Origin of the sequence: Bradyrhizobium sp. CCBAU 051011 (assembly GCF_009930815.1) — a bacterium.
Lineage (GTDB): Bacteria > Pseudomonadota > Alphaproteobacteria > Rhizobiales > Xanthobacteraceae > Bradyrhizobium.
Genome location: NZ_CP022222.1, coordinates 3330898 through 3350166 on the forward strand (window position 1 = coordinate 3330898; position 19269 = coordinate 3350166).

The 19269-nt window shown below is 62.1% G+C and carries 18 protein-coding genes, 3 pseudogenes and 1 riboswitch; of the genes and pseudogenes, 12 read left to right on the plus strand and 9 right to left on the minus strand.

Annotated features, from left to right (window positions below; all coding sequences use genetic code 11):
* Positions 1–24: 24 nt before the first annotated feature.
* A complete protein-coding gene (locus ACH79_RS15710; RefSeq protein ID WP_161851801.1) occupies positions 25–927 on the minus strand; it encodes a UDP-glucose/GDP-mannose dehydrogenase family protein in 903 nt (300 codons plus the stop codon).
* A 727-nt stretch (positions 928–1654) separates the two neighbouring features.
* On the opposite strand from ACH79_RS15710, the gene ACH79_RS43955 reads away from it, so the two are divergent.
* Genes ACH79_RS43955 through ACH79_RS43965 form a run of 3 tightly spaced genes read left to right on the plus strand, consistent with a single transcriptional unit; the run spans position 1655 to position 3057 of the window.
* Complete coding sequence (locus tag ACH79_RS43955) at positions 1655–1975, plus strand: Arm DNA-binding domain-containing protein (protein WP_246738555.1); 321 nt, start codon at positions 1655–1657, stop codon at positions 1973–1975.
* Positions 1976–2008: 33 nt separating this feature from the next.
* Complete coding sequence (locus ACH79_RS43960; RefSeq protein WP_246738556.1) at positions 2009–2500, plus strand: hypothetical protein; 492 nt, start codon at positions 2009–2011, stop codon at positions 2498–2500.
* Positions 2476–3057, plus strand: coding sequence for a tyrosine-type recombinase/integrase (locus ACH79_RS43965; RefSeq protein ID WP_246738557.1), 582 nt, complete (start codon positions 2476–2478; stop codon positions 3055–3057). The genes ACH79_RS43960 and ACH79_RS43965 overlap by 25 nt, the downstream gene beginning before the upstream one ends.
* A gap of 211 nt (positions 3058–3268) precedes the next feature.
* On the opposite strand, the gene ACH79_RS15720 is transcribed toward ACH79_RS43965, so the two are convergent.
* The 3 genes from ACH79_RS15720 to ACH79_RS15730 are packed head-to-tail and all read right to left on the minus strand — an operon-like array spanning position 3269 to position 4375.
* A complete protein-coding gene (locus tag ACH79_RS15720) occupies positions 3269–3547 on the minus strand; it encodes an AlpA family transcriptional regulator (protein ID WP_161851802.1) in 279 nt (92 codons plus the stop codon).
* A 10-nt stretch (positions 3548–3557) separates the two neighbouring features.
* On the minus strand, positions 3558–3788 hold the full coding sequence (locus tag ACH79_RS15725; RefSeq protein WP_371419409.1) for a DNA-binding protein: 231 nt from the start codon (positions 3786–3788) through the stop codon (positions 3558–3560).
* A 2-nt stretch (positions 3789–3790) separates the two neighbouring features.
* The gene (locus ACH79_RS15730; RefSeq protein WP_161851803.1) at positions 3791–4375 is read right to left on the minus strand and encodes a hypothetical protein; all 585 of its coding nucleotides are present in this window, start codon (positions 4373–4375) and stop codon (positions 3791–3793) included.
* Between the two features lie 204 nt (positions 4376–4579).
* Here ACH79_RS15730 and ACH79_RS15735 point away from each other — a divergent pair, with 204 nt between their 5' ends.
* From ACH79_RS15735 to ACH79_RS15765, 7 genes are all read left to right on the plus strand, one after another.
* A complete protein-coding gene (locus ACH79_RS15735; protein ID WP_161851804.1) occupies positions 4580–5014 on the plus strand; it encodes a DUF1376 domain-containing protein in 435 nt (144 codons plus the stop codon).
* Positions 5015–5334: 320 nt separating this feature from the next.
* Positions 5335–6537, plus strand: coding sequence for a non-ribosomal peptide synthetase (locus ACH79_RS15740; protein WP_161851805.1), 1203 nt, complete (start codon positions 5335–5337; stop codon positions 6535–6537).
* Positions 6534–7661: a 2-hydroxyacyl-CoA dehydratase subunit D gene (locus tag ACH79_RS15745; RefSeq protein ID WP_161851806.1), complete on the plus strand. Its 1128-nt coding sequence runs from the start codon at positions 6534–6536 to the stop codon at positions 7659–7661. Before ACH79_RS15740 ends, ACH79_RS15745 begins: the two co-directional genes overlap by 4 nt.
* 70 nt (positions 7662–7731) lie before the next feature.
* Entirely contained in the window at positions 7732–8892 is a 1161-nt protein-coding gene (locus ACH79_RS15750; RefSeq protein ID WP_161851807.1) for a 2-hydroxyacyl-CoA dehydratase family protein, read from the plus strand.
* Positions 8893–8912: 20 nt separating this feature from the next.
* Positions 8913–9695, plus strand: a complete 783-nt coding sequence (locus ACH79_RS15755) for an acyl-CoA dehydratase activase (protein ID WP_161851808.1) — start codon at positions 8913–8915, stop codon at positions 9693–9695.
* Positions 9696–9713: 18 nt separating this feature from the next.
* A complete protein-coding gene (locus ACH79_RS15760) occupies positions 9714–11141 on the plus strand; it encodes a KamA family radical SAM protein (RefSeq protein WP_161851809.1) in 1428 nt (475 codons plus the stop codon).
* A gap of 101 nt (positions 11142–11242) precedes the next feature.
* The gene (locus ACH79_RS15765; RefSeq protein WP_161851810.1) at positions 11243–11983 is read left to right on the plus strand and encodes a bifunctional 2-polyprenyl-6-hydroxyphenol methylase/3-demethylubiquinol 3-O-methyltransferase UbiG; all 741 of its coding nucleotides are present in this window, start codon (positions 11243–11245) and stop codon (positions 11981–11983) included.
* Here the strand turns inward: ACH79_RS15765 and ACH79_RS15770 are convergent.
* Positions 11966–12715 (minus strand): 4'-phosphopantetheinyl transferase superfamily protein, encoded by a 750-nt coding sequence (locus tag ACH79_RS15770; RefSeq protein ID WP_371419410.1) that lies wholly within the window; start codon positions 12713–12715, stop codon positions 11966–11968. The genes ACH79_RS15765 and ACH79_RS15770 overlap by 18 nt on opposite strands.
* 196 nt (positions 12716–12911) lie before the next feature.
* On the opposite strand from ACH79_RS15770, the pseudogene istA reads away from it, so the two are divergent.
* Positions 12912–14361 (plus strand): annotated as a pseudogene (istA, locus tag ACH79_RS45115) (IS21 family transposase).
* 14 nt (positions 14362–14375) lie between these two features.
* Positions 14376–14612 (plus strand): IstB-like ATP-binding domain-containing protein, encoded by a 237-nt coding sequence (locus ACH79_RS15780; RefSeq protein ID WP_161851812.1) that lies wholly within the window; start codon positions 14376–14378, stop codon positions 14610–14612.
* A gap of 480 nt (positions 14613–15092) precedes the next feature.
* On the opposite strand, the gene ACH79_RS15785 is transcribed toward ACH79_RS15780, so the two are convergent.
* From ACH79_RS15785 to ACH79_RS15800, 4 genes and pseudogenes are all read right to left on the minus strand, one after another.
* Entirely contained in the window at positions 15093–15545 is a 453-nt protein-coding gene (locus ACH79_RS15785) for an HdeD family acid-resistance protein (RefSeq protein ID WP_371419411.1), read from the minus strand.
* 660 nt (positions 15546–16205) lie between these two features.
* Positions 16206–16607 carry a hypothetical protein gene (locus ACH79_RS15790; protein ID WP_161851813.1) on the minus strand — a complete coding sequence of 134 codons (402 nt, stop codon included), beginning with the start codon at positions 16605–16607 and terminating at the stop codon, positions 16206–16208.
* Between the two features lie 1485 nt (positions 16608–18092).
* A pseudogene (locus ACH79_RS15795) lies at positions 18093–18506 on the minus strand (IS256 family transposase); the annotation flags it as partial.
* A 68-nt stretch (positions 18507–18574) separates the two neighbouring features.
* Positions 18575–18863, minus strand: a pseudogene (locus ACH79_RS15800) (DDE-type integrase/transposase/recombinase); the annotation flags it as partial.
* 107 nt (positions 18864–18970) lie between these two features.
* Positions 18971–19185: riboswitch (cobalamin riboswitch) on the plus strand.
* The last annotated feature ends 84 nt before the right edge of the window (positions 19186–19269 follow it).

Sequence of the window (19269 nt, forward strand, 5' to 3'; positions counted from 1 at the left end):
CGTCAGTAAATCTCTGCGATCCACTTACTGCCGGCCAATACTCTCATACTTGAACCCCTGCGCCCGCACGTCTTCCGGCCGGTAGATATTCCTGAGGTCGACGATCACCGGCGCCGCCATGGCCCGCTTGATCCGCTCCAGATCAAGCCCGCGAAACTTCCACTCGGTGACGATGACGAGCGCGTCGGCGCCGCGGGTGCAGGTGTATGGGTCGTCGCAATATTCGCTGCCGTCCAGTTCCTTCTTTGCCTGCTCCATGCCGACGGGGTCGTGGGCTCCCACCTTGGCGCCGGCGATCAGCGGGAGCGACGGGGCTTCGCGCCCATCGTCGGTGTCCGGCTTGAAGGTGAGGCCAAGCATGGCAATGGTCTTGCCACGGATGTCGCCGCCCATCACCTTCCGCGCCCGCTCGTCCGCGGTGCCGACGACGATGCGATCGGGATGCTGGAAGTCGCGGATCGCCGCGCCCTCGCGCAGGAATTCCGGATTCGAAGCGACGGCGAAGTCGGCGGCCGGGTTGGCTTCCCGCACGATCCGCTCGGCCTCGTCGCCGGTGCCGACCGGCACCGTCGATTTGGTGACGACCGTGAAATCCTTCAGATGCGTCGCGATCTCGTGCGCGGCTGCGGGAACATAGCTGAGATCTGCATGCCCGTCGCCGCGCCGGGAAGCGGTACCGACCGCGATGAAGACGGCGTCCGCATCTCCGATGCTCGACAGATCGGTGGCAAATTTCAAGCGGCCGGCGTTCACGCCTGATGTGACGAGCTGATCAAGGTCGGGCTCGTAGATCGGGATCTTGCTTTGCTTCAGCGCCGCGATCTTCTCCGCATTCTTGTCGATGCAGGTGACGTCGTGGGCGAAATCGGCGAAACAGGCTCCGGATACCAGGCCTATATAGCCGGCCCCAATCATTGCTATGCGCATTGCATTATTGATCCAACTTCGTGGCGACTGTCTCCATCATGGAGCCATCGCGTGACGAGTCGATGAAATGATCGACTTCGTTTGGGGACGCCGGCCTGCCGCCAAACCTAAGCTCGGGATATCTCTTTGACAGGTTTAGGAGACTTTTAAGAAGCGATGGTCCGTGACCATCCATGGCGGCTGGCATGAGTGGATCTATTCAACGATCGGCCCGGTGAGGCAGCCCAGGTAGCGCTACGATCTCGTCACCAATGTGGCGCATGCTGCTCATTTTTCCCTGACAGTGATGCTTCAACCCGGGCGTGTGCCTTGCGTGCAACAACGATGTGGAGGTCGAGGCCGCGACTAATCAACCCGACGGGGCAAATCAGCCAGAAGTCTGTCCAGCCCACCGGCAAAAAACATTTCCCTTCAGTCTTGGCGCAAATCAGTTGCTTGTAGCGCGCGTCTCGCCCGATGCGAGGGGCGGGTCGCGATCGTCACGAACGCGCGGTGGGATGCGGTGGACCGGATGGCTGCACAAGACGAATGCAGTCTATCCGCGGACGGCGAAGTCGTGTGGGCTATATTTTGAAATCAGGTGAAAGAACCTGAAAGCAACCAGTCACCAGCTTTCAGCGCATTTCGCCAAATCTAGGGCCCGGTCCTAAGCCTCTCGCGATCCTCCAAGGACTGAGAGACCCAAGCCCGAGCCCATGGTCCCAAACCCTTCGAGGAGCCTGAAACCATGAGCGATACTACCACGACCGTTGACCGCGCCAAGCGCGGACGCAGCGGCAGCGTCATCCTAACGGACCGCAGGTGCGGAAAGCGCGTCGCCAACCGTACCAAGATTTACGACCGCAGATGCCCAGGTCTCTACGTCTCCATCATCCCGGCAGGCGTGGCCACACTCTCGTTCAAGTTCACCGATCCGGGAACCGGCAAGCAGCGCTCGACCACGCTCGGCATCTTCAACCCGGAGACCTTCACTGTCGAGCACGCGCGCAGCCGGGTCTATGCGCTGAAGGCGCTCGATCCGGCGGCGCTGGTCAATCAACTGCGCTAGCACCGGGTCACCAAAGGCAAGCACGGCAAGACGGTGGCCGAGATTATCAAACTGCGCATCAACTGGATGCAGCAACTGGAGCGGAAGGCCGATGGCGAGATGCGGCCCCGCATCGAAAGCTGGCGCTGCACCGAAGGCCACCTGAGGCGCTTGGTCGAGCCGAAGCTCGGCAAGATGATCGCAAGCGACGTGACACGGCAGGATATCGCTGAGTTGTCGAACGACATTCTCGACGGCAAGTACGGGAGGCGATCGGCCAGCAACGCCCGCCACATGCGCCGCGCCGTCTCGGGCCTTTACACATGGGCAGCGGAAGCGGGCCGCGACTTCGTCCCCGAAACCTGCCGCCCTACCTTCAATCTTCCGAAACTACCGAAGGAGCATGCCCGCGAACGGGTGCTGACCGAGGATGAAATCCGGATTTTCTGGCATGGCCTTGACCGCGACGACCTGCCTTGGGATCGCAAACGCGGCTGGCGCTCAAATTCGAATTGGTCACCATGCTGCGCTCACGCGAACTGCTAGCCGCACAGCGCAACGAACGGTTCGACCTCGACGGCAGCGCGCCTTACTTCCGCGTGCCTTCTAAGCGGGTCAAGAAGCGCCGCGTGATCGAGCAGCCATTGTCCGATCTGGCGGTCGAGATTATCCGCGAAGCGTTGGCCAGCGACGCACAACAGTTTGTTTTTGAAAGCCCGGTCTATCCGGGTCAACCGATCCACCGCATTGCGATGGCAACCGCGCTATGCGGCACCAAGCACGAGAAAAACCCGGACAAGAGCAAGAAATCGGGCCTTTGCGAATTGTTGGGCCTGAAGCCGTTCACGCCGCACGATCTGCGCCGCACCGCCGCTACGCTGGCAGGCGAACTCGGGTACTCAGACGCCGCGATCGCGAAATGCCTCGATCACGCCGTAACCAGGGATGACGGCGAGAAGGTCAACAGGGTTACCGGCATCTATAATCAGTCGAAACGTGCCCAGCAGAAGCGCGCAGTGCTCGACGGCATCGCAGCCGAACTGCGGCGCATCATCGCCGAACGAGCGCCGAAGGCCATCGCCAAGCTGCGGCTCGCGGCCTGATACACGAAAACTCCACCCAAATGACCCGACCCGGTCAGCACGTCGCTGGCCGGGTTTTCATTTGAAATCTGGTGAAGCCCGCTGTTTGGTCGCTGGTGCGTTCGGCGCGCTGCGGGGACTATCGGCATCGGCTCCGGAGTAATGCAGCAGCAATGCGAGCAACTCCAAGCCGAGGCTCCCGCCGGCCGACGCGACGCGCAACATGGAGTACTTAGGATTTCGAGCCGCTGGGGTGATTTGGGCGGCCACGGGCGCGGCCATTAATCTCGTTCTGCCAAGCGATGACTTCATCCTCGAACCAGACCTTGCGGTTCGGAGTTATGACGCTCCCGCGCGGAAACCTGCCTGTCTTTTCCATACGCCAAAGCGTCACCGGTGAGACCGGGACGATCGCCAGAACCTGCGCCTCGTTCAACATGCGTCGAGGTCCGGACTTGGTTGATGCGCTCTTGGCAAGCTCGTCCTCTACATGTTCGGATGCTTCGATCATGGCGCGCACCTCACTTGAGACCGACACTAGTTTTTTCTTGCTCGGCGATCCAAGCGAGCAATGTGCTGCGGCGACCACAGATAACGTCGCCGAGCCGAAACAGCGGCAGTTCCGAATGGGCTGCCAAGTGGTAGACGCGCCGACGTTTGGCTGCGGAGCCGAATATAAAGCGCGCGATTTCTTCTGCACGTTCGAGCAGATCGTCAGCGATGCACTCGTTATCACGCGCCATCATGGTCACCCTTATGTCCGGAGAACGTTGCCGACCGCAAGGATCGTCCGCTCGGTGATCCTTGTTCTTTCCCTGCGGTCACCAGCAGCGGCTGATAGCTGTTGCCGGCGATCCTCGAAAGAGATGTAGTCGTTTCGGCTCCCAGCCCAAACTCCTAAGACCACCGAAGGAACCGGTTTCTCAAATTCAATGTCGAGCCTATAGGCCTCGTCGAGAAACAGTTTTCTGCCGAGAATATGGCGGCGCGTTCCTAGGAGCGCGACGACCTTCATCATGTAGTGCGCCAAGCGCTCCTGCTTAGCCGCTCCAATCATCTCTTCCAGTTCGCTGCCGAATTCGCGCGTTCGCTGCCGCTGAGCTTTGAGCGCGCGGTATTGCGTGACAGTGGTCGACGCGGTGCGCGCCGTATCTGCCATGTTCGCCGCGATCAACAAGTTCGCCGCGTCCTGCTCTGACATTTGCGCAGCCGAAGTTCCTCGCCCCGAAGTTCGAATAAAGCCATCTTCGCGAACAGCGCGTGCGATCGCGCCCACGCGCTCCGCGTCGATCCCTTCCGCCGTCGCTATCGCTGTAACCAAATCGCTAAGTGTCGCCATGACAAGCCCCCATTAGTAAACATTGCAAATGGGCGGGAGGCGTGTCAACCTCCATCAGGTAAAATACCAGATGGCGAGTGACGTTAAAAATGGTGCCGCCCATTCCGGACCGAGAAGCTTCGGACAAAAGATCCGCCGGCTGTGATGCGAGCGGGACACTCCCGCAGCGCACTGCAGCCTGAAACGAAAGAACGCTACCGTGCCATGAGCAAGTTGCCTTCTTTGCCTTTGTGGGTCGACGAGTGGACGGCGAGTACGCGCCATCTCAACTATGAACAGCGAGGCATTTATTTGAGCTTGCTGATCCTGATGTGGGAAAAGCCGCGTGGCCGAATTCCGAACGACGACAAATGGCTCGCGCATCACCTCGCAATGTCGGTCGCCAAGGTCGAAAAGATTGTGCGCCCGATCATCGGGGACCTCTGCAAATCGTCCGGGAATTGGATCACGCAGGAGCGCTTGAGGAAGGAGTACGATTACGTGCGGCAGAAGATAGAAGCGAATAGGGCTTCCGCTAAACGTCGGCAGGACAAGGAGAAAGGTGCATCCGATCGCAATGCGATCGCAGGTGCGAAGGCAATGCTACCTACACCTAAACTTACACCCACACCCACAAGGAAAGAGAGAGGCTCTCTCTGAGCCGGTTGGCAAAAGATCAAACGGCCAATCGGCGTTCCTGCCCACGAACTGGAAGCCGTCACAGGCTGACGTCAGATTTGCGCTAGAGCGCGGCTGGACGAACGAGCGGATCAATTCCGTCGCCGACAAATTCCGCACCTATTACCAAACCCGCCCGATGACGACCACGGATGTCTCGGCGACGTGGCGAATGTGGGTGTGTCGGGAGAGAGATGAGCCCGAGGAAGAAAAGCCAATGGTGATCATATGACCGCGCTGAGCGGATCGATCTCTCCTCGATCACGTTGCGCCAGGCGAAGGCGGCGACACTGCGAGACGTCTTGAACTCAAAGCCCTCTAACTTGCCGCACAAGGCGAACAGAGCATCGGGAGACATCGCCGATCTGGATAGAGAGCCGTCCCTCGAGCTGTGGCCGTTCCTGGGCGCCGGCGCGGCGGTCTTGATACTGCCGGACGAGACGGCGCGCGACGGGCGATTGCTCGACGATTTTCTCCGGCGGAACGGCCCGACCCACGCCTGGCTGCCGGCGCCGCACTGCGAGAGGCTGGCGCGGCTCGAGAATGAGACGCTGCGTTTCGTGCTGACCTGCGGCGGCCATGTGGGAGCGCTGCGGCGGGGCAAGTACGAGCTTGTGCGATGCGCCGGCCCCGCCGAGACCACGGTGTTGGCGACGAGCCTCCCGGTGCGCGGCACCGGGGCGGGCGACAACATCGGCAAGCCGGCCGGGTTGTCACATATCCGGATACTCGGCCATGACGACGGCATGTTGCCGGTCGGCGTGAGCGGCGAGCTGTGCGTCGCCGGCGCCGGCGTTGCGGCCGGCTACTGGGACGATGCGGAGACCACGTCGCGCCAATTCGAGCCGTGTCCGCATGTGGCGCCGGGCCGGATGTTTCGCACCGGCCAGTCGGCGCGCTGGCTCGCCGACGGTACCATCGCGTTGACCGGGCCGGTGGTGGAGGCGAGCATCGACGGCCACCGCGTGTCGCTTGCCGAGATCGAGTGCCTGCTGCGATCGAACGGCGCCATCGACGACGCCGTCGTGGTATTCGACGACCGCGATCCGCTGAGCGAGCGGCTGGTCGCCTTCATCGTGGTCCGCGGCACCGGGCCGGTGCCGGCCCAGTCGTTCGTCCAGACGGTGTGGCACCACCTCGCGCAATGGCTGCCGCCGGCGATGATTCCCGACACCTACATGCAGGTCGGCGCGATCCCGCGCGACCTCGACGGGCGCGTGCAGCGCGAGCAGTTGCCGCTTCCCGAACTGGCGTCGGAGCCGGCCGCAGCCTCGCCCCCGTCCGTTGCCAAGGTGGCCGAGATCGTCGGGGACGTGCTGGGCGTCGACACGATTTCCCCGGACGAGGACCTGTCGGCGCTCGGTATGACATCCTTGGCGGCCGCGCGGCTGGCGACCCGCATCCATTCGAGCTTCGGCGCCGCACCCGACCTCTGCCGGATTCGGTCGGCCCCGACGATCTCGGCCATTTCCAACGCCATTGAGGCATCTGGGAGCCCGTCATGAGCACCGCAACCGCCGTGCAGGATGCCATTCGCGACGTCGTCGACCTGCACCGAGATCGGCTCGAGCTGCTGCGCGCTCGCCCGGAACCGAAGCTCGGATTCGTGTCGATTCACACGCCGGAGGAAATTCTTCTCGCCGCGGGAGCGATCCCGTTTCGCATCACCGGGGAGCAAGCGAACACGAGCGATGCCGCCGCGCGACTGAGCGCCAACTACTGCTCGTACGTGCTGGGCTGCCTAAGCGAAGGGATGGACGGCGTCCATGACTTCGCCGACGGCGTCGTGTTCGTCAACGGTTGCGACATGCGCAAGCGCCTGTGCGAGGCGTGGGCGTGCGATGTGCCCGGCCAGTCGGCGTATTATCTCGATCTGCCCGGGGATGCCAGCGACCTTTCTAAGGCCTACTTCGCGACCCAACTGCGCAAGCTGATCGGGGCGCTCGAGCGGCGCTATGACCGCAAGATCGGCGACGAGGCGCTCGGGCGGGCGATCGAGACGTGCAACCGGTTGCGCGCGCTGGTACAGGAACTCGATCGCCATGCCCGCAACGGCAGGCGGGTGCTGTCGGGCGGCGAAGCGATCGGGGTCGTCAAGGCGGCGACCACGGGGCTCAAGGACGCGTTCAACCACCGCGTCGCGACCCTGCTCGACGCGCTCAAAGCCTCCGACTCCCTGCCCCGGCGGCGGCCACATCGCGTCATGATCTGCGGCAGCTACTTCGATCACCAGGGTATCATCGACACCATCGAGGACACCGGCGCCGAAGCGATCTGCGCCGACATCAGCAACGGAGCGAAGTACTTCGAAGGCCGCATCGATCCCGACGCCGAGCCGGTCGCGGCGATCGCCGCCTACTATCTCGACAAGCACACGAGCGCGCGCCGCCTCGATACCGATGTGAGGATGCGCCACATGCTCGAGCTGGTGCGCGCCTACGGCGTCGACTCGGTCATCTATTACGTTCTCAAGTTCTGCGACACCAACCTGCACGAATACCCCTACATCCAGCAGAGGCTGCAGGCCGAGAAGATCCCGGTGTTGTTCATCGAAGGCGAACGCAACGCGACGAACATCGCCGGCACGCGAACGCGAATTCAGACTTTTCTGGAATCCCGGATGACATGAGGTGACGCCCGTGAGAACCGAGAGACGCGAAGGAGAGCGCGCAGCGCAGTATCAGAACCTGCTCGGCCTGATGGGCGAGCCGCATGCCGATGAAGCCGAGGCCCCCCAGGCCCTGCGCAAGGCAATCCGCATGCGCTCGGTGATGAACTGCCATCGCCTAGCCGACGCCTACCGCGACGACTCCAAGGTCGCGTACGTGTCCGAGCAGTTTCCCACCGAGGTCGTGTTCGCGGCGGGCGCGATGCCGTGGAACATCGAATCAATGGCGATCATGCTCGCCCAGTCGGTCGACGTGAACCGCATCTTCCAGCTGACGCAGGAGAAGGGGCTGTCACGCGACATCTGCTCGTTCCTGCGCGGGCCGTACGGCATGATGCTGGCCGATTGCTATCCGACGCCGGACTTCGTCCTGACCAACGACCAGCCGTGCGAGGGCCTCGCCAAGGAGATGTGCCTCGCCGGGAAGCGATTCAACGTGCCGGTGATCGCGCTAAACACCCCGGAATCGCTCGACGAGGACGCAATCGGCTACGTCGCAGGGCAGATCGAGCGGATGCGAGAGAGGATGGCGGCGGAGCTCGGACTCGAGGGGAGTTCCGAGTCCCTGCAGCGGGCGGTCGCGTTCTCCAACGAGGCCCGCGAGTACTACCGCAAGACGGTGGCACTGCTCGAGACCCACAAACTTCCCGGCGTCTCGCGCGAGCTGCAGGAGATCTTCGGGATGAATTATTTCGGCCCGCGGGAGAACGTGACCCTGTGCAAGGCACTGTACCAGGCTGCGGCCGAGCTCGCCAAGGACGCGCCGGGCAGCGGCAAGCGCGTGATGTGGATCGGCCAGGTCCCGGAGGAGGCACACGAGCTGCTGCGCCACATGAGCCGCGTGGTCGAGATCCTCTACTGGGCGCCGCTGTGGAACGCCAATCTGCGCAGCCTCGACGAGACCCGGCCGCTGCACAGCATCGCCGAGCGGGCGATCCTCTACCACTGGAATGCGGAGCGGATGTCGGTCGAGCTGGAGCGGATCTGCGATCGCTTCTCCGTCGAAGGCTTCGTGATCGTCAACGTGTGGGGATGCCGGAACATCGCCGGCATCAGCCCGGTGCTCAGGGACTTCGCCGCAAGGCGCAAGATCAGGCACATCACGCTCAACATCGACCTGGTCGACCGCAACAACTACGCGTTCAACCACGTCAAGAACCGGGTCGACGCTTTTCTCGAGTTGATGCAATAGGCGCGTGGAGGCGCAACAACATGATCACGGTAGGTATCGACGTCGGCTCGCTGTCGACGAAGTCCGCTCTCATGAACAATCGCCTGGAGGTGATCGCATCGGACGTGGTGCTGACCGGAGGCACCAACCGGGCGGCGGCCGAGACCACCTACGAGCAGGTGCTGGCCAAGGCCGGGCTCAGGCGCCACGACGTCGGCTTCGTGGTCACGACCGGGTACGGGCGGGAGAACATCACGTTCGCCGACAAGCACCTCTCGGAGATCACCTGCCACGGGCTCGGCATGCACCTCATCAATCCGGAGATCCGCACGATCCTCGAGATCGGCGGCCAGGACAGCAAGGCGATCCGGATCGACGAGCACGGGAACGTCGAGAACTTCGCCATGAACGACAAGTGTGCGGCCGGCTGCGGCAGGTTCCTCGAGGTCACCGCGCGGGCGATGGGGGTCCCACTCGACCAGCTCGGCGAGGTGTCGGCGCGCTCGCAGAACACCGTGCGGATCAGCAATACCTGCACGGTCTTTGCCGAGACCGAGGTCGTCTCCCTGGTCGCGGTCGGGACACCCATTCCGGACATCGTGCGCGGCGTCCACAACTCGATCGCGGCGCGCGCCGCCTCGCTGCTGCGCACCGTGACGATCAGCGGCCGGGTCGGGATGAGCGGGGGAGTGGCGCTCAATTCCGGCGTCGTGCGGGCGCTCGCCGACGCGCTCAAGACCGACATTTACGTGGTGGACAACCCGCAGGTCAGAGGCGCGATCGGCGCGGCGTTCATCGGCCAGCGGCGCTCGCGCGCCGCCTAGCGCGCCACGGAGGCGCTCATGAACCTGTGTGGCACGAAGATGGGCCGTTACCAGGCGATCGGCCGGCACAACATCGGCAAGCTGCCGGAATGGGCCGCCCTCGACCCCGACCTGCGCGAGGCCATCCAGGTCGTCGCGCAGGTGCTGCCGTTCCGCGCCAACCGTTACGTGGTCGAGAGCCTGATCGATTGGTCCAAGGTCCCCGACGACCCGATCTTCCGGCTAATCTTCCCGCAGCGAGAGATGCTCGACGCCGACGAGTTCGGCGAGGTGAAGCAATGCCTGCGCGAGAACGACAGCGAAGCACTGGCCAGGACCGTCCGCCGCATCCGGCTGGCGCTCAATCCGCATCCGGACGGGCAGCTTACCCACAACGTGCCGATTGTCGCGGGACGGCCCCTCTGGGGCCTGCAGCACAAGTACCGCGAAACCGTGCTGTTCTTTCCGTTTCAGGGACAGACGTGCCATTCCTACTGCACGTATTGCTTCCGCTGGGCGCAGTTCGTCGACATGGACGGCCTCAAGTTCGCTCGCAAGGATGCCACCGACCTGGTCGCCTATCTCAAGGTCCACCCCGAAGTGACCGACGTGCTCGTCACCGGCGGCGACCCCATGGTGATGCGCGCGCCGGTGCTGCGGAAGTACATCGAGCCGCTGCTCGATCCCGCGCTCGAGCACGTGCAGACGATCCGCATCGGTACCAAAGCGGTCGCCTCGTGGCCGTATCGCTTCGTGTCGGACGACGATGCGGACGACTGCCTGCGGCTGTTCGAGCAGATCGTCGCCGCCGGGCGGCATCTCGCCGTCATGGGGCACTACTCGCATCCGGCCGAGCTCGCGCCGGAGATCGCCCGCGAGGCCATCCGCCGCATCCGCGCGACCGGCGCGCAGATCCGCATGCAGACGCCGCTGATCCGCCATGTGAATGACAACCCCGAGGCGTGGGCCGCGCTGTGGCGGACGGGCGTGCGGCTCGGGCTTGTTCCCTACTACATGTTCGTCGAGCGGGACACCGGCGCGCGCAAGTACTTCGAGGTGCCGCTGGTGCGGGCGCTCGACGTCTATCGGCAGGCGCAGGCGCGTGTGTCCGGCCTCGGTCGCACCGCGCAGGGCCCGTCGATGTCGGCGTTCCCTGGCAAGGTGCGGATTCTCGGCTCGGTCACGCTGCGCAGCCTGCTCGACGACTGCGCGGCCGCCGCGCTGGCGGCGCTGCCGGCGCGTGCCGGGGCGGCCGATCCGGACACGCCGATGCTGATCTGCGATTTCCTCCAGGCGCGCGATCCGGCCTTCGATCGCACGCTCTTCGTCGCCGCGTGCGACCCGGACGCGACCTGGCTCGATCATCTGCGGCCCGTCGGGAGGCGAGATCGGTTCCCGTTCGACTGCTGGACCGACAACGGCCGGAGCCACCGGCTGCAGTCGGAGACGGAGTGTCTGCTGCATTGAAGACGTACGACAAAGCCCCCGGCCAATTCCTCAGTGTGAGTGGCGCGCGAGCAGTGCCGCCATCGCGGCCCTTGGGGCGATATCCTGAGAGGAGCGAAGCCATGTCCTTCTCCAACGTCTATGACGATGCCGCGCGTGCCGAGGCGTACGCGCGGTTGGAGTTCCCCTGTACGTACTATCTCGCCTACCGCGATCTGCCGACCATCATCGCGGCCCATGTAAAGGGTGGTACGGCACTCGACTTCGGCTGCGGCGCTGGCCGTTCGACCCGCTTCCTCAAGAAGCTCAAGTTCGACGCCATCGGGATTGACATCTCGCGGAGCATGATCGCAGCTGCCAAGAAAGCTGATCCGGACGGAGACTATCGCCTGGTCGGCAACGGCGATTTCAGCGCGTTCGCGCCCGGATCGCTCGACCTCGTGCTTTCGGCTTTCGCATTCGACAATATTCCCGACCTCGCCAACCGGCGCGCCTTGCTGGAAGGCCTGAGACGCCTGCTGCGGCCGGACGGGCGCGTCATCATGCTCGGCTCGACGCCGGAGATATACAGGCACGAATGGGCGTCGTTCACAACTGAGGCCTTTCCCGAGAACCGCGTGGCGAAAAGCGGCGAGGTGGTCCGCATCGTCATGACTGACGTTGGTGATTCGCGGCCCGTAGTCGACCTCGTCTGGTCTCACCAGGACTACCTGGACCTGTTTGCGGCCAGCGGGCTCGTGTTGCGCGCCGAGTACCGCCCGCTCGGGCGCGCCGACGAGCCTTATTCCTGGGTCAGCGAGATGACGGTCGCGCCGTGGTTCATCTACGTGCTGGAGCGGAGCGGCTCATTTTCCTGCGGCTAGATTCCGCGCCGGGAGCCATCGTGCGACCACGCGCCAGTCGGAGCCGCGCATTGCGACCGCGCCGTAGTATCCGTCGTATCCGTCGGGGACTTCTATCTGGACAACAAACCAGTTTGTCATGATCGGCGGCTCACCGACGGGAATCACGGGCCGCGGCGCCGGCGCAGAGGATGGAACAGTGAAACAATCGAGCGGAAGCCCGAGACCCTGTCCCGCAGCCTTCACGACCGCTTCCTTCATGGTCCAGATGCGAAAGAACTCGTCGGTCGGATCGGTCGCGGCGCGCACGCGCTCCGCCTCGTTTTTCGAAAAGAAACGCGCCGCGATCGCCGCCATTTCGGGAATGTGATGCTTGGCCTCGATGTCGACCCCGACTTCGTTCGCCGCTAGCGCGATCGCGACGACCTCGCCTGAATGGCTCACGTTGAAGTGGATGTCCGACTGCTGCAGGAAGGGTTTGCCGTTCTCCCGCAGATCGAAACGAAACGCTTGCGGCTCGACGCCCAGATGCCGGGACAAGAGGCGTCTCAACGCGGCGCGGCCGACGATGCTTCTGCGTCGATCCTCGTCACGATGAAAACGGGCCGCACGATCCGCTTCGGCTGAAGTGAGAAAAGTCAAGAGGCGCGCAACAACGGATGGCGTAACATCGATCGAGACGAAGAGAAGTTCCACAGCGTTTCGCGCGAGGGCCATGGTCATCCCGCGGGTCGTCAACTGGGAACGTGGCATCCATCGCTCCGCGCGCAGGGTCGATCGGATATTTGGAACATTTTCGCACGCGCAAGCAAGTGCGGATTCCGATTTGTTCCGGCCGGCATTCCGATTTGAAGCCGGCCGGGGTTTTGGAAGTCGGCGTTTTCGTTTGGGTCAGTTCTTCAGGCATCAAGTCCCTCGTTGATCAACCAGGAAGCGGAGAGAACTGACCATGCGACAGATACGACAGATGCTTCGGCTTGCCCGTGATGGGGTGAGCGCCCGGGAGATCGGGCGCACGCTCGGTGTGGCGCGCAGCACCATCCAGGACAATCTCAAGCGTGCCTCGACTGCCGGGCTGGCGTGGCCTCTGGCGGGCGATCTGACCGATGCCGTTCTTGAACAACGTCTGTTTGCCCATGCCGGCGTCAGGCGCGGCTTCCGCCGGCGCCGGGAACCGGATTGGGCCTCGCTGGTGTGTGAGCTGAAGCGGCTTGGCGTCAATCTGATGGTGCTGTGGGAGGAGTACCGGGCGGTCCACCCCCAAGGATATGGCTACAGCCGGTTCTGCGATTTATTCCGGAAATTTGTGCGGCGGCTGTCTCCGACGATGCGGCAGCACCATCCGGCCGGCGACAAGGTCTTTGTCGATTACTCCGGCAAGAAGATCATGATCGTTGATCGCAAAACTGGGGTTGTGCGCGACGCGGAGATCTTCGTCGCCGTGCTTGGCGCCTCGAATTACACGTACGCCGAGGCGAGCTGGACGCAGACACTACCGGACTGGATCGAGGCCCATGTCCGGATGTTCCGGTTCTTTGGCGGGGTGCCCGCCTCGTCGTCCCTGACAAAGTCCGGCGTGCACCGGCTTCGTTCTATGACCCTGAAATCAATCGCAGCTACGGGATGATGGCGTCCCATTACGGCGTTGGCATCCTTCCGGCACGGCCAAGAAAGCCCCGGGATAAGGCAAAAGTGGAAGCCGGAGTGCGTTTTGCCCAGACCTATATCCCTCGGGTGGCTTCGCGGGCAGACCTTCTTCTCCCTGGCCGAGGCGAAAGCGGCAATCACCGCCGCGCTGGAGCGCATCAACGCCCACGTCATGCGCCGGATCGGCGTCAGCCGCCGACAATTGTTCGAGACCGTCGAAAGGCCTGTCCTGGCGCCGTTGCCGGATGCTGACTATCAGTTCGCGGAATGGCCCTTGGCCCGCGTCTCGCTTGATTATCACGTCGAGGTCGACGGCTTCTTCTACTCAGTTCCACACGGCCTGATCCGGGAGCAGGTCGACGTTCGCGCCACCACCCGGACCATCGAGTTGTTCCATCGGGGTTTGCGTGTTGCTGCTCACCAGCGCCGTTATGGCGGCCGCCGGCACGGCACTGATCCCGATCACATGCCCAGTGCGCATCGGCGTTACGCCGAGTGGACTCCCGATCGATTCCGGCGCTGGGGGCGGTCGATCGGGCCCAACACCGAGGGGCTAAGTCCTCGCCATTTTGGCCAATCGGCCTCATCCCGAACGCGCCGAGCTGATCGCGGCCCGCGCGGTCGCGGTCAGCGCACTGACCTACAAGAGCATCGCCTCCATCATTGCCAACAAGCTCGAACGCAGTTCTCGCGATACCGAGGACGCGGTCATCGAACATCCCAATCTGCGCGGCCCCGGTTACTTCCATTGAAAGGATTATCCAGCATGCTGACCCATCCTACCCTCGACCTGCTGCATAGCCTCGGTCTCCACGGTATGGCCAAAGGCTTCAAGGACCTCGATGCCCAGTCCGAAGCGCGCAGCCTCGAACACGCCGAATGGCTGGCTTTGCTCCTGGAACACGAGAAAACGCTGCGCCAGCAAAAGTTGCGACGCTCTCGGCGCGGTCCGAATCCGCGCTGGATACTGATGGATCGAAGAGAGCCTGTTAAAAGGCCGTAATGGTTCAATCGGTTGGAGCGATAGCATCGCGCCATATGGCATGCACAATCGGTACACCGGCTTGTCGCGCAAGCTTCGCGGCTTGCTATTTTACCGCAAATAGTGGAGGCGTTCTGAGACGATGCAATATCTCAAGCCTTCGCTGACGATTTCGACCAAGATTGCTGGGCGAGGTCGAGGTGGCACTTCAGCACATCAATGTATTTTTAGAGTCGGCAAGATTCTTCAGATAATTGGCCTGATCGTGCAGAGAGGAAGTAGCCAATCTTAATCCGTCCTTTGGTACCACATCGAACATGATTCTTGTTGCCTCGATTGATTTTTGCCATTCCGGAATGAAATGTGCGATGTGGCTGTCTTTTCTACCATGTAGCCACTTCTAAGGGTTGAATTCTTTCTCGGTCAGTAAGCACCTCCGGTGGAGACAGCTAAACTCTCCTCTGGCTCTGCATGTCTTTCTTCGAATTAAGGCGCCCCGCACTACGCCGGCGATAGTGCCTGTGACACGATCGAAGTGCGGCGCAGGCGAAAGCTGATTCCGATCCAGCTCGCGCCTGCCACAATTAGATCGAGGCCGAGAAACAGGCCCAGGATATAAACACTGTTGATCGGCCAACGTGCTAGGATCAACAATCCAACCAGCATGGTAATCACGCCAGATGTCGGTAGCCAGAACCTCGCCGTTTGGCGCTTCATGCTGAATCCCAGGATCACGCGCATAATGCCGGCGGCGACCAGCGATCCGCCCAGGATCAGCGTAAGCACCGCAGCAGCGAGCGCATGATTCTCAAATGTCACAAAGCCCGCAACGATGTAGAGCGCACCCAAAGGAGCCCACACAAAAAACTTGCCCCAATTCTTTACCTGGAAGGCGTTGATCAGCTCGGCGACACCAGCGATGAACATCATCACGCCAACGACGAGCACACTCACGACCGTCGCGAGCGCAACGCTACCGAGCGCCACGAAGCCAGTGAAACATAAACTACGCCGAGGGCGAAAACCCACCCCCACTTCGGTAGTGAAGCGATGTCCGGACCGGCTCGAAAATGCTTCAGGATATCAGAATTTGTCATGATGGTGCTCCGATGCGAAAGCTGCGCCGCTGCGTGGCGCGTACCCTGAAATTTTCGCCATCGCTTGTCGCGACGTGCGGCGAGATCACCGGGCTGAGCTCACCGTTCGTTGCGAGCAGTCGGCTCAGCGTGCCCATGACATGCACGCGCTGCGCGAGGTGCTCGCCCTCGAGGCCCAGGCGGCGAGTTGCTCACGATCTCGCCCAGATACCGACGCCCAGGTCTCTAACACCACGTTGTTGTTCAGGCCCGGCAGACTTGTTGACCATCGCGAACAGTTCCCACGAGACCTTGTCGGGATTGTTCAGTGCGGAATCGAGATCAGGAGCCTGGGCGCGCGCAGCCCACGAGCGCGAATGTGACAAGGAAAACTGATGCGCTGCGCTTCATCTTTGCCTCCTATTGTTGTCGTAACGTAGTCGAAAGAACGCTCCATACCGTCGCCAGCCGCAACGTACGGCCCGGTCGCGCAGGGAATAGAGCGCGGTCGCGCCCTATCTCACGCTTGGCGGATTGCTTATCTTACCGCAGATTGATGGCTGTGGTTTAAATGATCCAACATCTTCGAGCCTTCGCTGAACGATTTCGACCAGGATTGCTCCGCGAAATTCACGTGGCACTTCAGTAGCTCAGAGGAAGTTTTGGAGTCGGCAAGAGTTTTCAGAAAATTGGCCTGGTCGTGCAAAGAGGAAGCAGCCAATTTCAATCCGCCCCCCAGTGCCGCGGCGAACAGGTTTCTTGTTGCTTCGATTGATTTTTGCCATTCCGGAAACGAAAATGAAATGTGCGATGCAGCTGCCGCCTTTTCTCTAACACCATCAGCGGCGCCACCTCCTCCAGGGGTTGATGCTTGGGCCAGTTCGGGCCCTGCACGTGTCCGCCGTTCGCGTTTCTCGTCTTCGCCTGTGGTCGCGGGCATTCGATATCTCCCGGAAAGGAGTTGCTACGTGCGGAGTGGTTCGCTGCTCAGTTACGATCAGCACCCTTCAGAGGGTACCACAACCTTCAACAAGTCATACCTGCCTTATCTGGTAGCGCTTGATCGCGAGGAAGAAGCACGACATCCGTTCGGCCTCCGTCCTCAAGGAGCAATGTGAAGCTCGCCCAATGATTCTGGATGCAGTTGAAGGATGTGGTCAGGTCGTGTGCACCGGAGAGCTTGGCCACTTGCTCGCGCATATACTATACGTTGAAGACCGCCGATACCGGTCGGCTTAGCGTCTGCCGCCTCCAGGCGCCGCATGGACCGTCTCTGTCGGCAGCTCGATCCTTGGCTGTCAGGCAAAAAGACCACCTACTTGGTTGCAGACTGTCAGTGGTGTGTCCGGCTCGCTGTCCCCGATAACGATCCGCTGGAAATAGCGATCACGACCTCGTGGAAATGGTGATCACGATCAGGGAGCGCTTGCACCGCGCGTGATATTCCTTGTCGCCGCTTGTTCGCGTTCGGAGTGCACTGGCAAGGCCGTGGCCGGACCGCTGGCCGACTGCTTGCTGCCATCGCGGCTCGCCAAGCGTCAGAATCCCGGGAAGCAGCTGTGCGAAATTGCGCGTGACGAAGTCGCTGTTGTAGACGCGAGACACGAGCGTCTGGCCCTTTTGCCACGTCAAGGCGCACGACGCGTAAGAGTCAGGATCGTTGATGCCGCACTCACCCGCGCGATTCTCAGCCTGGGCTGATCGTGATTCAGACGCGCCGCTATGGTAACGCTAGCCGCGGGGCGCCGCTTGCGGCCCCAAGCGTCGCGTGTGATAGATTGTCATCAAACACCAGCGTGTAGCGCATTTCCTCTCCACCCCACACGTGAATAGCCCCCAAGTACTTCCCGAGATGTTGTCGGAGACGAAGCGTCCGTCGATATAGAGGCCCAAGCGACCATTCCGTACGGTAAACTCGCCATCGCAATCGATGTAGGGCAGCGCGACGCGTGCCTTTCGCGTCTCGTCGTCGTTAGTGCGAACGGCCGGTTTGCGCGCCGCGCGCTCCATATTAAGTGCAGCAAAGCACACACGCGGCGCATCGTTAGAGTTCGGCAACCACTCCGCGCAGATGCGACGCAGTTCGGACGTGTCTTGCCGTATCTTGGCCTCGTCGCCGCACACCGGCGCCAGCGGCGAGCACGAGCAGGCTTGCGACGGTTCGGTTCATTTGCAGTTCCTTCAAAAGTCATCAGAGCGCATCGCGCCCGCAGGCCGGGAAGCGCCGGAGCCCCAAGCAAATTGATTAGTCGATATCGAATTTCACGGCCAGTTTCGGGCGAAACTGCTACGTCTCTATGTCGTCCCGGTCACCTACCTTATCTGGTAGCGCTCGCTATTCGATCTCGTTAAGCATGTGTTAACCACGCACGTGCCCGAGCGAGAACGCCGCCCCGAAGTGGTGAATGTCCCAATCGCTGTTGAACTAGGTCGGGCCGACGTTGCCAGAATGAACTTGCGCGGCCCTCGTAACGTGCGCAACGAGGTTGATCGTCATGTGATTGTGGTGGGCTTGAAGAGCCGCACGCAGAACCAACAATTGCTTAATGCGCCTTCAATCGTCGGAAGCCCTTGTTGGCCTCGATCATGCCGGCCGCGATCTATCGCAAGGCCATACCGGCATCCCGCCAGCGTTTGACTTGTGTGTGACGCGGCGAATGGTGCCCATCATGTTCTCGGCGATGTTGGTACAGGCGAGCGATCGACGAAGCTCCTTCGGCAACTTCAACCGGACGACAGTCAGGATTTCGTCAAGGCCTTCGAGGATGCTCGCCGCTACGCCGGGCCATTGCAGGTCGAGTCGACGCGCAAGATTGCGGATCATTTTCTCAGCCTTGTCGGGCGTAGCCTTAGTGGGGATGCCGGCGATGCGGCGAGCGCATCAGCGAGCCAAGCTTGCGCGCCCTCGTTGTTGAGAGCTTTGTGCTGGTGATGTTCAACGTGAAAGCCCATCTTCGCCCCCGCAGCGCCGTATAAACGGAGCTTGTCCGTGATCATCACGCCCGGCGGCGTGCCGGCGGATTTCAACATTTCATGAGCCGCTGCGCAGCGCGCGACTTTCTTTGGGCGCAGGATCAAGACCTCGAGAACGAAGCCATTCTGGTCGACAGCGCGTCAGAGCCAATGTTGTCCGCCCGATCGCGATAACAACTTCGTCCAAATGCCGTTTGTCGCGGCGAGCGGGGGCGCGCCGGCGGCGATAAAGAGGGGCCCGGGCGGTCGGCATGCCGGTCGTCTATCCCTCGGCCGCTCCATTTCCGTAACGTGACGGTGCCGACTTGACGAATCTCGGCGAGCGACCCCTATATGTAGGTCTGTTACGGTCTTCTATTCCAACATCTCGGAGGATGGAAGCTAAGAGGGAACCCGGTGCGCCGGCAACGGCTATTCCGGGGCTGCCCCCGCAACTGTAAGCGGCGAGCGGTTGTCATCATGGTCACTGGCGCGACAGCGCCGGGAAGGCCGACAGCTGCAGCGACCCGCGAGCCAGGAGACCTGCCGCGACAGAACGAACGTCCTCGGGCGGGGTGCCCGGTGGGGCGCTTGCAGCTGGGAACATTTGCCCGGTCTTCTTGCAAGTTGTCCGCGGCCCCAGCCCCAAA

Bases quoted from the DNA above. Each gene is read 5' to 3' on its own strand.
- ACH79_RS15710 (WP_161851801.1), bottom strand. From the start codon at position 927: ATGCGCATAGCAATGATTGGGGCCGGCTATATAGGCCTGGTATCCGGA.
- ACH79_RS43955 (WP_246738555.1), top strand. From the start codon at position 1,655: ATGAGCGATACTACCACGACCGTTGACCGCGCCAAGCGCGGACGCAGC.
- ACH79_RS43965 (WP_246738557.1), top strand. From the start codon at position 2,476: ATGCTGCGCTCACGCGAACTGCTAGCCGCACAGCGCAACGAACGGTTC.
- ACH79_RS15720 (WP_161851802.1), bottom strand. From the start codon at position 3,547: ATGATCGAAGCATCCGAACATGTAGAGGACGAGCTTGCCAAGAGCGCA.
- ACH79_RS15730 (WP_161851803.1), bottom strand. From the start codon at position 4,375: ATGGCGACACTTAGCGATTTGGTTACAGCGATAGCGACGGCGGAAGGG.
- ACH79_RS15735 (WP_161851804.1), top strand. From the start codon at position 4,580: ATGAGCAAGTTGCCTTCTTTGCCTTTGTGGGTCGACGAGTGGACGGCG.
- ACH79_RS15745 (WP_161851806.1), top strand. From the start codon at position 6,534: ATGAGCACCGCAACCGCCGTGCAGGATGCCATTCGCGACGTCGTCGAC.
- ACH79_RS15750 (WP_161851807.1), top strand. From the start codon at position 7,732: ATGGGCGAGCCGCATGCCGATGAAGCCGAGGCCCCCCAGGCCCTGCGC.
- ACH79_RS15755 (WP_161851808.1), top strand. From the start codon at position 8,913: ATGATCACGGTAGGTATCGACGTCGGCTCGCTGTCGACGAAGTCCGCT.
- ACH79_RS15760 (WP_161851809.1), top strand. From the start codon at position 9,714: ATGAACCTGTGTGGCACGAAGATGGGCCGTTACCAGGCGATCGGCCGG.
- ACH79_RS15765 (WP_161851810.1), top strand. From the start codon at position 11,243: ATGTCCTTCTCCAACGTCTATGACGATGCCGCGCGTGCCGAGGCGTAC.
- ACH79_RS15770 (WP_371419410.1), bottom strand. From the start codon at position 12,715: ATGCCACGTTCCCAGTTGACGACCCGCGGGATGACCATGGCCCTCGCG.
- ACH79_RS15780 (WP_161851812.1), top strand. From the start codon at position 14,376: ATGCTGACCCATCCTACCCTCGACCTGCTGCATAGCCTCGGTCTCCAC.
- ACH79_RS15790 (WP_161851813.1), bottom strand. From the start codon at position 16,607: ATGCCCGCGACCACAGGCGAAGACGAGAAACGCGAACGGCGGACACGT.